Genomic DNA, 12,926 nt, shown 5'->3' with positions numbered 1-12,926 from the left:
AACAGGCAGGCTCCTTGGTCCTAAGGGTTCTTCGGGTCGTCGTGGTCGATGGTTTCCGGCTGGTCGAGCTGCGCGCGCTGGGGGCCGGTAACCTGCTTGCGCTGCTGGGCGGCCATCTGGCGGGCCAGCGCCGGCTTGTAGACGTTGCGCTCGCGCTTGTCCTTCGGCTGGCCGCGCCCGTTGGCGATGACCACCGCCGCCCACGGCAGCGGCAGCGTGAGCCCGGAGACAATCCCCGCCGCGATCCACGCCTGATGCGCGTAGACCAGGTAGATGGAAATAAACAGCGCGGGGATACGGATAAACTGCAGGATCGCGTAGACCACCTCGCGGTGGTGGCGATCCTGCCCGGGGCCGACCTTGGCATCCGTAATCAGGGACACCGAGGCGCGCCGGAAGAGGCGGCGGGAGCCCTTAACAGGGGGATCGCCGTCCGGATTGTCAACGGTGTACGGTTCCATGCCTCCCTAGGGTAGCTGGGGACTCGCATTAATCCACACTCTTGCGGCAAAATGGGGTGCTGTGAGTACGACGACGAAAACAATCGAAAGGCCAGACGTCCGGGAGGATACGTCCACCCCGAATGACGACACCCCGAAATTCTTCCACTACGTAAAGAAGGACCAGATCCTCGACTCCGCGGTCAACGGCAAGATGGTTGTCGCGCTGTGCGGGGAGACCTTCCCGGTGACCAAGCAAGCCAAGCCCGGTTCGCCGGTCTGCCCCGACTGTGAGCGGATTTTCAAGGGTCTGCGGCGCAAGTGATTCCGGGCAAGAACAAAGGCAAACTCCGCCAATGGCAGCAGGAGGCGCTGGAGAAGTTCTTGCGCACCAAGCCCCAGGACTTCATGGCCGTGGCGACGCCGGGCGCCGGTAAGACCACCTTCGCCCTCCGCGTGGCCACCGAGCTGCTCGAAGACCGCACCGTCGAACGCGTCATCGTGGTGGTGCCCACCGAGCACCTGAAGGTCCAGTGGTCGTCCGCCGCCGCCCGCGTCGGCATGTCCCTGGACGCGCACTTCACCAACTCCTCGGCGGTCAACCCTGCCTACGACGGGATCGTGGTCACCTACGCCCAGGTCGGCATGCACCCGTTCAAGCACCGGGCGGTGGCCTCCGCGCGGCGCACCCTGGTCATCCTGGACGAGATCCACCACGCCGGCGACGCCAAGAGCTGGGGCGACGGCGTGCGCGAGGCCTACGACGACGTCAACCACCGCCTGGCGCTGACCGGTACGCCCTTCCGCTCGGACGATTCCCCGATCCCCTTCGTGCGCTACGAGCAGGACGGGGAGGGCCACCTGGTCTCCCGATCCGACCACGCATACAACTACGGCGACGCGCTGGCCGATGGCGTCGTGCGCCCCGTGGTCTTTCTGGCGTATTCCGGCGAGGCCCGCTGGCGCGACTCCGCGGGCGAGGAATACGCCGCCCGCCTGGGCGACATCCTCAACCCGGAGCAGACCGCGCGTGCCTGGCGCACGGCCCTGGACCCGAAGGGCGACTGGATCCCCGCGGTGCTGCAGGCTGCGCACACGCGCCTGATGCAGATGCGCCGCAGCATGCCGGATGCCGGCGGCCTCGTGCTGGCCACGGACTCGACGACCGCCCGCGCCTACGCGAAGATCCTCAAAGGCATTTCGAACACGCCGGTCTCGGTCATCCTGTCCGACGACCCGGGCTCGTCCGAGCGGATCGATGAATTCTCGGAGAGCAACGACGAGTGGATGGTCGCCGTCCGCATGGTCTCCGAGGGCGTCGACGTGCCCCGGCTGGCCGTGGGCGTGTACGCGACCTCGGCGTCGACTCCGTTGTTTTTCGCCCAGGCCATCGGCCGCTTCGTGCGCTCGCGCATGCCGGGCGAGACCGCCTCGGTCTTCCTGCCGTCGGTGCCCGTGCTGCTGGGGCTGGCCGAGAACATGGAAAAATCCCGCGACCACGTGCTGGGCAAGCCGGACCGGCCCAAGGAGGGCTGGGACGACGAGCTGCTCGAGCAGGCCAACCGCAAGGAGTCGGAGCCGGACCTGGACAAGCCCTACGAGTCGCTCGGCGCCGACGCGGAGTTCTCCTCGCTCATCTACGACGGTTCTTCCTTCAACACCGCCGCCTTTACTGACGATGCGGAACAGGCCGATTTCCTCGGCATCCCCGGGTTGTTGGACGCCCAGCAGGTCAAGGACTTGCTGCGCAAGAAGCAGGAAGAAGAGATGGACGCCCGCGAGGCGCGGGAGAAGGCGCGCCGGGCAGAGGCTGCGGCGGAGGAGCATCGGCGGCAGATCTACGGCATGCCGAGCGCGCCGAAGCAGAAGCAGCAGCTGCAGGGCGGCGGGGCCGACGAGGTCGCCGTCGACGAAATCGCGCGCCTGCGCAAGGAGCTCAACACGGTCGTGTCCATCACCGCCGGGCGCAAGGGGCGGCCGCACGGGGCCATCCACAACGAGGCGCGCAAGGCCTGTGGCGGGCCGCCGACCGCGTTGTGCAACGCCGAGCAGCTGCGCGAGCGCATCGAATACTTGCGCGCGTGGTAGCAGTTCGCGCTGCGAAACCGGTTACTTATTCGCTATTGTGGGGCGGGGTAGTTAATTATAGCACTAGGAAAGAGGGTAGAAATGACCACTCCCAACAACCCTTACGGGAACGACCAGAACAACGACCCGAACCAGGGCCTGCCGTCCTACGGCGATTCCCGCCCGGGTGCTAACGATGCCCAGGGCCAGCACGCCGCCGATCCCGGTGCCGGCGCCGGCACCGGCTCTGGCTATGGCTACGGCGGCACCGGCGAGGCGAACGCTGGCTTCGACGGCGGCGCCTATGGGGCCGCGCCGGAGGGCTATGGGGCCTCGCCGGAGGGCAACGCCTACGCCGCGCCGGCCGCCGGCTACGGCGGCTCCCAGTACCAGGGTGGCTTCGAAAACGCCCCGAACTTCGAGAAGTCGAAGCTGGCGCTGACGGCCTTAATCCTCGGTATCGTCGCCGTGGTGGGCCTCATCGTCGGCGGCTTGGGCGCCATCGTCGGTGTTGCGGGCGTCGTGGTTTCCATCATCGCGATGGCCCGCAACGCCAAGAAGCCGAAGGAGGCTCGCCGCACCTGGATGTCGGTGGTGGGCTTTATCCTGTCGGTGATTTCCATTGCTATCGCCGCCATCATGGTGGCGTTTACCGTCTGGGTATTCAACGAGACGAACTTCGAGGAGTGCATGCAGCTCCAGGATCAGCAGGAGCAGCGCGAGTGCGTCGAGCGTCAGAGCGAGGAACTGGTTAACTCGAACAACTAAGCCCTCACTCCTTCTGGCCCCCGCCGCGTGCGGGGGCCATTTTTGTGCCTACCTGTGCCCAAATTTTGCCAACCTATGGCTACTTGGGCACGTTGCTCTATTTTTCGCCCTTGGGGCAGGTAGCACCGCAAAAATGGCCGTTTTCTGTTGTTTCGGTGCCCGTGCAGGATGGTTACTGTGCTCCGAGTTATCCACAGATCGGGTTTCCGGGCCTTGTAGGGGTTGACGCGTGCTTCTAGCGTGTGGGGCATGACGACGACAGCCATGGACACTTTGAAAGCAGCACACTCAATCTTCGCGGACGGGATCTCCTACTTGGGCCTGTGCCGCGAGTTGAGCCTGCCTGCCTTGAAGGCTGTCATGTCGGACGTTGCCGCGGCCGCGCACTACCGCGCGTGCCAGACGTTCTTCGGGCACACGACCTACACGAGGAAGCAGGCCGCCGCGAGGAAAGCGGCCTCCGCCCAGGGACACCACCTCGACACGCTTATTGCGTTGGACAACGCTTTCCGCCGGGTGCGCCACAAGCCCGATGCGTGGGCCATGCTCATCGAACTGTGCAACACACCCGGCACCACCAAACAACTACGCCACCTGGCCAATAAGAAGGTTCTGGAGCTCAACCGCCCGGCCCCACCAGCCGAAGGCGTGCGCGTGACCCGCCGCAAAGACGGGCCCAGCACTTTCTCTATCACCGGTGACCCGGAGTTGGTGGAAAACCTCTGGGCCAGCATCAAAACCATCCCGGACGTCGAGGCCCTGTTCAGCGGCGGGCTGGAGAAGCAGCCCAAGGCCACGCACGTGGTGATTTCCCTGCCGGACTGGGTGAGGATCCTGGCCGGTGATGGGGATGAGATCACCCTGCAGCTGACCAACGGGACCACCATGACGGGTGCCGAGTACGTCCGCCAATGCCTGCTGGACGCGGGCCTGGCCACCTTGGTGGACCCGAGGCGCGGGCCGGTCAACCAATACCGCTACAAGCGGCATGCCTCACCGAAGCAGAAGGACATGGCCAAGGCCGAGACCACCACCTGCGCCTGGCCGAAGTGCCGCAAGCCGGCCGACGAGTGCCAGGTCCACCACATCCACCCCTGGGTCGATGGTGGTGAGACCAACCAAGAGAACCTGACCTTGTTGTGCGAGTTTCATAATTCCTGGAACGACGACGACCCGGCCTCCCCCAGACATGGCAGGGTCAACCGAAGACACGGCAAGGTGACGTGGGACCCGCCCTGGAGCGGCGGGACCTAACGGCTGACACGGGGGCGGCGGGCATAAAGCCAGCCGAGGCACAAGGAACAAACCCGGCCAAATACGCGAAAAGGCGCCACGGACCACGTCCGTAGCGCCTACTCGGCGTGCCTAGAGGCCGTCGACCGGGCCGTTGGCGCGGACGAGCTGGCGGGCCTCCTCGCGGACGACATCGTAGATGCTCAGTGTCGGGGCCAGCTGCGCGAGCTCCGCCCAGGTGGTCAAGTGTTCCGGCTTCATCGGCACGTAGTAGGAGACCCGGCCCTTGAGCTCAGCGGCGCCGGCGCGCGTAATGTGCGCGGCCATGGCCGACAGGTAGGGCACCCAGGCCCACTGGTTCTTCTGGCGCTTGCCAGCGGTGTGCGCGAAGCGCCGCAGCAGGTGCAGGTGCGCGCGGATCTCGTCGCCGACCACGTTGGCCTCCTGCTTCATCATCTCCTCCCGGAACTCCGCGAAGCCCGTGACGTCGATGAACTTCTTGCGCCGGCGCAGGATCTCGGCCCAGCCGTGGCGCAGGGCGGAGGCATCGGCGACGCGGCGGGCGGCGGCGACATCGTAGAGCGCCTCGAGCGCCTGCTGCGTGTTGTTCGCCTTGGCCGCCGCCAGCACCTCCTTCATCACCTGCTGCGTGTCCGCGGTGCCGGTGTCCTCGCCGCCGCGCAGCAGCTCCAGCAGCACCTCGCCGCCGGCGGTGCGGATGAAATCGGTGGCATCGTCCCAGTCGGCGTGCCCGTCGACGAGATCGTTGAGCTGCTCCACGACGCGAATCCACGGCAGCGCACGGAACTCCGCCACGCGCTCGCCGTTGCTGTGGAAGTCATAGTTGGCCAGCCCGTGCGCGATAGCCAGGGCCGGCTGGTCGCCGGAGCGCACGTTGGACCGACCGAGTGCTTCGAGCATGTGGCGCGGGTCGGCATCGATGGTCTTGCGCAGCACGCCGGCCATTGGTCGGGTAGCGGCCGGGCCCAGGTTGCGCAGCGCGAACAGGTGGCGCCACAGCGCCGGCTGCTCGTGCTTGGCGACGGTCGCCCGCGGGTTTGCGCCAGACAGCTTGTAGGCCAGCTCGTCGCCGTGGCCGTCGTCGAAGTAGCCGTCCTGGGCGACGATGAACGCGCGCATCGACGGCCGGTTCGGCGCCTTGGCCTGGTAGCCCGGTTGCGCCTCCACCACGTCGACGGCCAGCGGACCCGCCTCCTGCAGCTCCTCCGGCACGCGCGTGGACAGCTGGGCGGAAAACTCCACCCGCCACGGCGCGATGTCCGGGCGCGTGACCGGCCACAGGAAACCGGTCAGCTGCCGGCCCATCGCGTTGCCGGACAGCCGCAGGCTATCACCCACGATCCGCCCCGACAGCTCAAACTCCGACTCATTGAGCCGCAGTAGGGTAGCCAGCTGCACGTCCGGGGTGGCGTGCGCCTCCCACGCCTTCTCGAACTCGAGCTCCGAGCCGAAGGAATCGGACAGCTCGGCCCACGTCTGCGCCGCCGATGCCGGGTGCCACGCCAGCGTCGCCACCAGGTTGGCGTGGGCTTCGGGGAAGGCGTGCTGGATGGCGGAGTTGCCCACCGTAAACACGCGGCCGTGGCGACGGCGCTTGAGCTGGATGACCTTGACCTTGCGGGAGACCTCGTGGGTCAGCAGCAGGGCCGCCGACCCGCCGATGGCCACGGGGAAGCGCACCTTCAGCTCGCCGTTGCGGGCCAGCGACCCCTGCGGGATGGTGCCCGGGTGGGTGTCCCAGTCCGGCTGCTCGCCGCGCAGGTCCAGCGAGTACTTCAGCGCCTTGGGCACCACCACGACGTCGAGGCAGTAGTCCACGGCGTTGGAGATCTGGAACATGGCGGTTTCGGCATCGCGGGGCACGGACTGAGTCTTGTCGAAGGGCACGTCGATGTACTTCGCCGCCGCCTTGCGCTGGGAGTAATAGGCCTTGGTGTAGGCGTTGGCGTCGGCGGCCTGGTCGGGGTGCCTAAACTGCGCGCCGTTGTAGGTCACGTGCAGGTCAAAGCCCTCGGCCATGTTGAAGGTCCGGCGGTCCACCAGGGTCTCGTCGCGCAGCACGTCCACCTCGTAGCGGCCAACCCAGGCGTCCTCGTAGGCGTCGGCGAAAAGCGCCAGCTCCTGGCCCTGGAACTCGGCCAGCTCCAGCAGCTGCTCGACCAGCTCGCGCTCGCCCAACGGGTCGACGTAGTAGAGCTCCACGGACCACTCCGGGGCCGGATCGACCGGCAGCACCAGCCGCGGCGAGGAGCCGTAGATGCGCCCGGCATCCGTGCCGCGCACGTCCGGGATGGCGTTGTCAGCGCTGCGCCACTCCGGCAGGCGCGAATGCGGATCCTCCGGGGTGGACACGCGCACCTGGCGGGTGGTGAAGCTGGCCGGGTGATCCAGCGCAACCGTCAGCGTCTCAATCTCCGCGGCGGCTAGGTCGCGCAGCTCGAACAGGGACCACTCGGGCCAGGTGGTAAAGCGCAGCTCGTCGGCGACCTCCACGGCCGCCCCCTCGGCCGAGAACTTCGTGCGCGTCGGCGCCAGGACAAAGACCTCCGCGGTGGTGATGCGGTGCTGGTCGGGCAGCGGGCGGCAGTCCGGGCCGAAAAACAGGACGGGGAAGTCCTCGGCCACCACGCCCAGGCGGTGCTTGGTGCCGCTGGCGGCGTGCGTGGCGGTAATGCGCGCGGTCGGCTGGACGAGCGCGACGCGGGAGGGGGCATCGCGCAGCTCGGGCGGCTGGGCCTGCGGGCTAATCCGGAAGGTATCGAAGCCGGCGTCGACGGACCAGGCGCTCGACGGGTCGGGCAGGACCAGGCTCAGGCGCCCGGCCTCCGGGTCGAGCTCCAGCCACGGGCGGAACTCCGCAAAAGGTACCACCGGCAGATCCAGCGGCTCCGTGTCCGCCCCGGCCGCCGATGCCGCCTGCCGCACCGCCTCCAGCGCCTCCCCGTCGACCTGCAGCTGGGCGGCGGCGACGTCCCAGAAGGAGGCGGCATCGGCCAGCTGGGTGCGGGCGTTGGCCAAAACCGCCGCCACGACGTGCGGGTGCGCGGCCACGACCTCGGCGGGGTCCTCCGCGGCTGCCAGGGCGCGGCCGAACTCGGTGCTGAGCCAATCGAGCTGGGCGGCGCTCAGCTCGGTCGGGTCTTGGCCGGCTAGGGCGTCGTCGGCGGCGCGCAGGCGGTCAGCGGCGGTGGAAAAATGCTGGAGGCAAGAGGGGAAATCTGCAGGGAAGGCCACGGGTTAAAACTCCTGAAGTGGTGAAACAAGAATGTGGGCAGTAGCAGTGACACGACTGAGCCCGAACCTTAAACGTCGGTCAAGGCTCGGGCTCGGTGGCGGGGAGGGCATTTTAGTCGAGGTAATCCCGCAAGACCTGGGAGCGCGAGGGGTGGCGCAGCTTCGACATGGTCTTGGACTCGATCTGGCGGATGCGCTCGCGGGTAACACCGTAGACCTGGCCGATTTCGTCTAAAGTCCGCGGCATGCCGTCGGTCAGGCCGAAGCGCAGGCGCACCACGCCGGCCTCCCGCTCGGACAGGGTGGTCAGCACGTCCTGGAGCTGGTCCTGCAGGAGGGTGAAGGAGACGGCATCGACGGCGATGACGGCCTCGGAGTCCTCGATGAAGTCGCCCAGCTGGCTGTCGCCCTCGTCGCCGATGGTCTGGTCCAGCGAGATGGGCTCACGGGCGTACTGCTGGATCTCCAGCACCTTTTCCTCGGTGATGTCCATCTCCTTGGCCAGCTCCTGCGGGGTGGGCTCGCGGCCCAGGTCCTGCAGCAGCTCGCGCTGGATGCGGCCCAGCTTGTTGATGACCTCGACCATGTGCACCGGGATACGGATGGTGCGGGCCTGGTCGGCCATGGCGCGGGTAATCGCCTGGCGGATCCACCAGGTGGCGTAGGTGGAGAACTTGTAGCCCTTGGTGTAGTCGAACTTCTCCACGGCGCGGATAAGGCCCAGGTTGCCTTCCTGGATGAGGTCGAGGAAGGCCATGCCGCGGCCGGTGTAGCGCTTGGCCAGGGAGACCACCAGGCGGAGGTTGGCCTCCAGCAGGTGGTTCTTGGCCTTGCGGCCGTCGCGGGAGATGGTGCGCAGGTCGCGCTTGAGCGACGGGGAGAGCTTGGCGTCCTTGTCGCCGTCGGCGAGCGCCTTTTGCATCTCGTCCATGCGGTGCTGGGCGTAGAGGCCGGCCTCGATGCGCTTGGCCAGCGAGACCTCCTGCTCCGCGTTCAGCAGCGCGACCTTACCGATCTGCTTGAGGTAGGCGCGCACGGAGTCCGCGGAGGCGGTCAGCTGGGCGTCCTTGCGGGCCTGGCGCAGCGCGGCGGATTCTTCCTCGTCCCAGACCGAGGAGCCGTCGTCTTCTTCCTCGTCCTCTTCTTCGACGTCGCCGGCCAGGTCGTCCTCCTCGTCGTCGAGGTGCTCTTCCAAGTCGGCGTGGTCCGGCTCGAAGTCGTCGTCGGTGACGCTGGCGCCGAACTCGTCCTCGGCGTCAGTCTCCGGCTTCTGCTCCTCGGCCGCGGTGGCGGCGAGGTTCTGCTCGTTGTCCTTGGCCTTCTTGGTGGCCGCCTTCTTCGGCGCAGCCTTCCGGGTCGACTTCTTGGCGGTCTTTTTAGCCGACTTCTTGGCCGTTTTCTTCGCCGTCTTCTTGGCGGTCTTCTTCGCCGACTTCTTAGTGGTCTTCTTGGCGGTCTTTTTGGCCGTCTTCTTTGCCGTCTTGGCGGCAGGCTTTCCCGCAGGGGTATTTGCCTCTGCGTCCTCGCCGAGTACCTTGTCGGAAGAATCAGTGGCTGCCACGTACGCCCTTTCGCCTTAATTGTTACAGTCAAAACCTATACCGCGCAGTGGCGGTCGGTTTATCTAGTTACGATCGACCGCCCAGTATAGAGCATTCTGGTCGACTCTTGTGACAGCGGGGTCGTGCTCCCGCTGCCTCACCTTAGTTTTATCTTAGGGTTGCACGTGTGCGTTAACGGCCATCGCCGCGCCGATAATGCCGGCTTCGTTGCGCAGTTGCGCTGGCACGATCGGGGTATCGATGGACAGGTGCGGGCCCCATTTTTCGAATTTGCGCGAGATCCCGCCGCCGACGATAAAAACCTGCGGGTTAAACAGCTTTTCGTAGGTATACAGCACCCGGTTGAGGCGTTTGGCCCACTTTTTAAAGCTCAAGTCCTCGCGCTCTTTGGCGGCTGACGACGCCACGTGCTCGGCCTCCTTGCCCTTGACCTCCAGGTGGCCTAGCTCGGTGTTGGGGAAGAGCCGGCCGTCGAGGAGGAAGGCCGAGCCGATGCCGGTGCCGATGGTCAGGAAGATGGCCGCGCCCTGGCGGGCGACGGGATCGCCGTGGGCGGCTTCGGCGAGGCCGGCGGCGTCGGCATCGTTAAGCACGACGACCTCGCGCCCGCCGAGCTGGTCGCGGAAGAGGGCCTGGGCGTCGACGCCGATCCAGCTGGGGTCGATGTTGGCCGCGGACTGGACGATGCCGTCGCGCACGATGGCCGGCACCGTAATACCGACGGGCCCCTCCCAGCCGTGGTGGTCCACGACTTCGGCCACGGTCTCGGCCACAGCCGCGGGGGTAGAAGGCTGGGGAGTGGCGATCTTCTGCCGGGCGGAGTGCAGCTGCCCGGATTCCAGGTCCACGATGGCTCCCTTGATCCCGGAGCCGCCGATGTCGATCCCGTAGGCTAGCGGGGCATTTCCGGCGGTCGAATCCTCACTCGTGTGCATGCCGGAAAGTGTAGCGCATGGCGCCGCGGGCGCAGGGGTAAAGGCGTTAAGGGGGTACCCACTTTCGTGGGTTCTACCTGCGAGTGTGACAGCGGGGCGATTGTGCTTTAGTATGCGCGATCGACATAGTTGATTTCCCTGCACAAGTTTGCATGAAAAACCGATTGGAGCGTGCAGTTATGGCAACCGATTACGACGCACCGCGGCGGCGCGTGGAAGACGAATTGGAGACCGATTCCCTGGAGGGGCTGAAGGCCGCCGAGAGCGAAAACAGCGCCATGGACGACGACGGCGAAATCGTCGAGCCCTTCGAGCCGCCGACAGTCGATCTGAGCGGTGAGGAACTCAACGTGACGGTCGTGCCGCGCCAGGACAACGAGTTCACCTGCTCGGTCTGCTTCCTGGTCCAGGACAACAAGCGCCTGTCCTACGAGGAAGACGGCGACAAGGTCTGCATGGACTGCGCCTAGGCGCTTTAAGGCGCTACTAGGCGCTGCGATAACTGAGCAGGGCCTGCTCTGCTTGCTCGGGGACGAAAGCCTCGATGAGTGCGGCCGGGTCCTTGCTGGCGATGAGCCAGTAGGGGGTCGGGTCATCCGGGTCGTCGAGGACGAACATGGCGAGCTCATTCACCCACTCGTGGGTCGAGAGGAACGCCGCGGGGTCCAGCTGGGGGCCCAGCGCGTTGCGGCGGGCCGGCTTGGGAACGGCCAGCGAACGGGCCACGACATCGCTGGGCAGCTGGGCGTCTTTCACGCTGAGCCAGCGGGTGCCGTCGGGGTCCTTTTCCACGGTCACGACGGTCGAGGACCAGGAGACCAGCACCCACACGGCCACCGCGATGAGCACGATGGCGGCGGTCAGCGGCCAAATGCCCGACCGGTTTAGCCCGACCGTTGCGGTGGTTACGGCGATGACGATGGCCGCCAGCACCCAGAAATACCAAGGCACCCACTGGCGTTCCTGGTAGATGACCTCGGAATTCGCGCTGGGGTTCAGGTCGTTGCCACTATTGTCCGCAGGTTTCACAGTAAGCCAGTCTATCGCACCGCCCGGGGCACAAGGCAAAGCTGCCGGGCCGGGAAGGTAGGCTAGCGGGCGTGACTAGCACTCCGGATTCAAACCTCTCCGTCCAGATCAAACGCCTCGACCCTGAGCTGCCGATGCCGCACCGCGCCCACCGCGGCGACGCCGGCGCCGATCTCTATGCGGCCGAGGACGTGACCCTCGCCCCGGGGGAGCGCGCGCTGGTGGGCACGGGCATCGCCCTGGCGCTGCCGGTGGGCACCGTCGGCCTGGTGCACCCGCGCTCGGGCCTGGCCGCCAAGCTGGGCCTTTCCATTGTCAACACCCCGGGCACCATCGATGCCGACTACCGCGGCGAGATCAAGGTCTGCCTGATTAACCTCGATCCGGACACGCCGATTGAGATAACGCGCGGGATGCGCATCGCGCAGCTGGTGATCCAGAAGGTGGAGCTGGCCGAGTTCGTGGAAGTTACGGAGCTGGACGAAACCGTCCGCGGCGACGGCGGTTACGGCTCGACCGGCGTGTAGGCCCCGCGGCAAGCGGCTACAGTGGAACGGATAGACGTCGATCAGTAAAGGACTTTTCAACCATGGCTTTGTGGCCTTTTGGCAAGAAGAACAAAGACAACCACGACACTGCGGCGTCCGCGGCAGAACCGGCGGCGGACCAGGCGCCGGATAACGCGCCCGTCGACCGCCTGGATGACGTGCCGGATACGCCCGGCGATGCCGCGGTAGCCAACGGTTTCCCGGGCGCTGCGGGAATTAACATCAACGTCGTCGAGCACGACGCCGTCGGCGGGGACACCGGCCCCTTTGACGGCGACAGCCTGAACTACGAGGACTTCGACTTCAGCGATTTCTCCGCCGGCACGCTCGACTTGGGCTCGATGAAGATCGCGCTGCCGAAGGGCTCGCAGGTCCAGGTGGAAATGGGCGAGAAGGGCCCGAAGATGCTCCACATCGTCACCACCGCGGGGCGGATTACCCCGGTGGCCTTCGCCGCCCCGCGCTCGAGCGGGCAGTGGGAGTCCGCGGCCAAGGAGCTCATCCAGGGCATCGAGAATGACGGCCTGCCGACCCGCCTGGAGGAAGGGCCGTGGGGCACCGAGATTGTTGGTTCGAACGACAACGGCGAGATCCGCATCATCGGCGTGGAGGGCCCGCGCTGGATGCTGCGGGTGACCCTGGCCGCGCCGAAGGGCAAGTCGGAGGAGCTGGCGCGGATCGGCCGCGAGCTGGTCGCCCGCACCTTCGTCTACCGCGGCGATGAGCCGATCCTCGCCGGCAACGCCCTGCGCGTGGTCATGCCGCCGGCGCTGGTCGAGCAGCTGCAGAAGGCTATGCAGCAGCGCCAGGCCGGCAACGCCAACGCAGGCAACGCCAACGCCAATGCAGGCAGCACGGGCAACGCCGCCAACGCGGGCAACGCCGGCTCGGACGGCCAGCGCACCGCCGCCGACGAAGAGCGCGAGAAGCAACTGCGCGAGCAGATGTGGCGCCTGCTGAGTAACGGCACCGGCAACTCCGCCGGCGCGGCCAACGCCGACGGCAACACTGACGGCGCCGACAACGCTTACTCGCAGGACGCCGGCGACGACAACTCCGACCGCTAGCTAGAACCCCAGAAAGACTCAC

12 protein-coding genes are annotated in these 12,926 nt (G+C 66.7%); 7 read left to right on the top strand and 5 right to left on the bottom strand.

What is annotated here, in order from left to right:
* Positions 1-20: 20 nt before the first annotated feature.
* Complete coding sequence (locus tag VVS03_RS01185; RefSeq protein WP_368533923.1) at positions 21-461, bottom strand: DUF3099 domain-containing protein; 441 nt, start codon at positions 459-461, stop codon at positions 21-23.
* Positions 462-522: 61 nt separating this feature from the next.
* On the opposite strand from VVS03_RS01185, the gene VVS03_RS01180 reads away from it, so the two are divergent.
* The 4 genes from VVS03_RS01180 to VVS03_RS01165 all read left to right on the top strand — a co-directional run bounded on the left by VVS03_RS01180 (position 523) and on the right by VVS03_RS01165 (position 4,529).
* Positions 523-765, top strand: coding sequence for a DUF3039 domain-containing protein (locus VVS03_RS01180; protein WP_070768436.1), 243 nt, complete (start codon positions 523-525; stop codon positions 763-765).
* Positions 765-2,528, top strand: a complete 1,764-nt coding sequence (locus VVS03_RS01175; protein ID WP_368534058.1) for a DEAD/DEAH box helicase — start codon at positions 765-767, stop codon at positions 2,526-2,528. The genes VVS03_RS01180 and VVS03_RS01175 overlap by 1 nt, the downstream gene beginning before the upstream one ends.
* A gap of 81 nt (positions 2,529-2,609) precedes the next feature.
* Entirely contained in the window at positions 2,610-3,275 is a 666-nt protein-coding gene (locus VVS03_RS01170) for a DUF4190 domain-containing protein (RefSeq protein WP_368533924.1), read from the top strand.
* Positions 3,276-3,524: 249 nt separating this feature from the next.
* Complete coding sequence (locus VVS03_RS01165) at positions 3,525-4,529, top strand: HNH endonuclease signature motif containing protein (protein WP_368533925.1); 1,005 nt, start codon at positions 3,525-3,527, stop codon at positions 4,527-4,529.
* Positions 4,530-4,640: 111 nt separating this feature from the next.
* On the opposite strand, the gene VVS03_RS01160 is transcribed toward VVS03_RS01165, so the two are convergent.
* From VVS03_RS01160 to ppgK, 3 genes are all read right to left on the bottom strand, one after another.
* Positions 4,641-7,763: a hypothetical protein gene (locus tag VVS03_RS01160; protein WP_368534563.1), complete on the bottom strand. Its 3,123-nt coding sequence runs from the start codon at positions 7,761-7,763 to the stop codon at positions 4,641-4,643.
* Positions 7,764-7,875: 112 nt separating this feature from the next.
* Positions 7,876-9,324, bottom strand: a complete 1,449-nt coding sequence (locus VVS03_RS01155) for an RNA polymerase sigma factor (protein ID WP_368533927.1) — start codon at positions 9,322-9,324, stop codon at positions 7,876-7,878.
* A 153-nt stretch (positions 9,325-9,477) separates the two neighbouring features.
* A complete protein-coding gene (gene ppgK / locus VVS03_RS01150; protein ID WP_368533928.1) occupies positions 9,478-10,260 on the bottom strand; it encodes a polyphosphate--glucose phosphotransferase in 783 nt (260 codons plus the stop codon).
* A gap of 179 nt (positions 10,261-10,439) precedes the next feature.
* Between ppgK and VVS03_RS01145 the strand changes: the two genes are divergently transcribed.
* Positions 10,440-10,730 carry a DUF4193 domain-containing protein gene (locus VVS03_RS01145; RefSeq protein WP_296206586.1) on the top strand — a complete coding sequence of 97 codons (291 nt, stop codon included), beginning with the start codon at positions 10,440-10,442 and terminating at the stop codon, positions 10,728-10,730.
* Between the two features lie 16 nt (positions 10,731-10,746).
* Here VVS03_RS01145 and VVS03_RS01140 read toward each other — a convergent pair whose 3' ends face one another.
* Positions 10,747-11,289, bottom strand: a complete 543-nt coding sequence (locus tag VVS03_RS01140; protein WP_368533929.1) for a DUF3093 domain-containing protein — start codon at positions 11,287-11,289, stop codon at positions 10,747-10,749.
* Positions 11,290-11,360: 71 nt separating this feature from the next.
* Here VVS03_RS01140 and dut point away from each other — a divergent pair, with 71 nt between their 5' ends.
* A complete protein-coding gene (gene dut / locus VVS03_RS01135) occupies positions 11,361-11,816 on the top strand; it encodes a dUTP diphosphatase (RefSeq protein WP_368533930.1) in 456 nt (151 codons plus the stop codon).
* Positions 11,817-11,878: 62 nt separating this feature from the next.
* Positions 11,879-12,904, top strand: coding sequence for a DUF3710 domain-containing protein (locus VVS03_RS01130; protein WP_368533931.1), 1,026 nt, complete (start codon positions 11,879-11,881; stop codon positions 12,902-12,904).
* The last annotated feature ends 22 nt before the right edge of the window (positions 12,905-12,926 follow it).

This window comes from Corynebacterium sp. LK2537 (assembly GCF_040946485.1).
Classification (GTDB): Bacteria; Actinomycetota; Actinomycetes; order Mycobacteriales; family Mycobacteriaceae; genus Corynebacterium.
Note: the sequence above shows the minus strand (reverse complement) of the source record. Positions and strands in the feature narration are given on the sequence as shown.

Coding starts and splice junctions, on each gene's coding strand:
- VVS03_RS01185 (WP_368533923.1), bottom strand. CDS start 461: ATGGAACCGTACACCGTTGACAATCCGGACGGCGATCCCCCTGTTAAG.
- VVS03_RS01170 (WP_368533924.1), top strand. CDS start 2,610: ATGACCACTCCCAACAACCCTTACGGGAACGACCAGAACAACGACCCG.
- VVS03_RS01165 (WP_368533925.1), top strand. CDS start 3,525: ATGACGACGACAGCCATGGACACTTTGAAAGCAGCACACTCAATCTTC.
- ppgK (WP_368533928.1), bottom strand. CDS start 10,260: ATGCACACGAGTGAGGATTCGACCGCCGGAAATGCCCCGCTAGCCTAC.
- VVS03_RS01145 (WP_296206586.1), top strand. CDS start 10,440: ATGGCAACCGATTACGACGCACCGCGGCGGCGCGTGGAAGACGAATTG.
- VVS03_RS01130 (WP_368533931.1), top strand. CDS start 11,879: ATGGCTTTGTGGCCTTTTGGCAAGAAGAACAAAGACAACCACGACACT.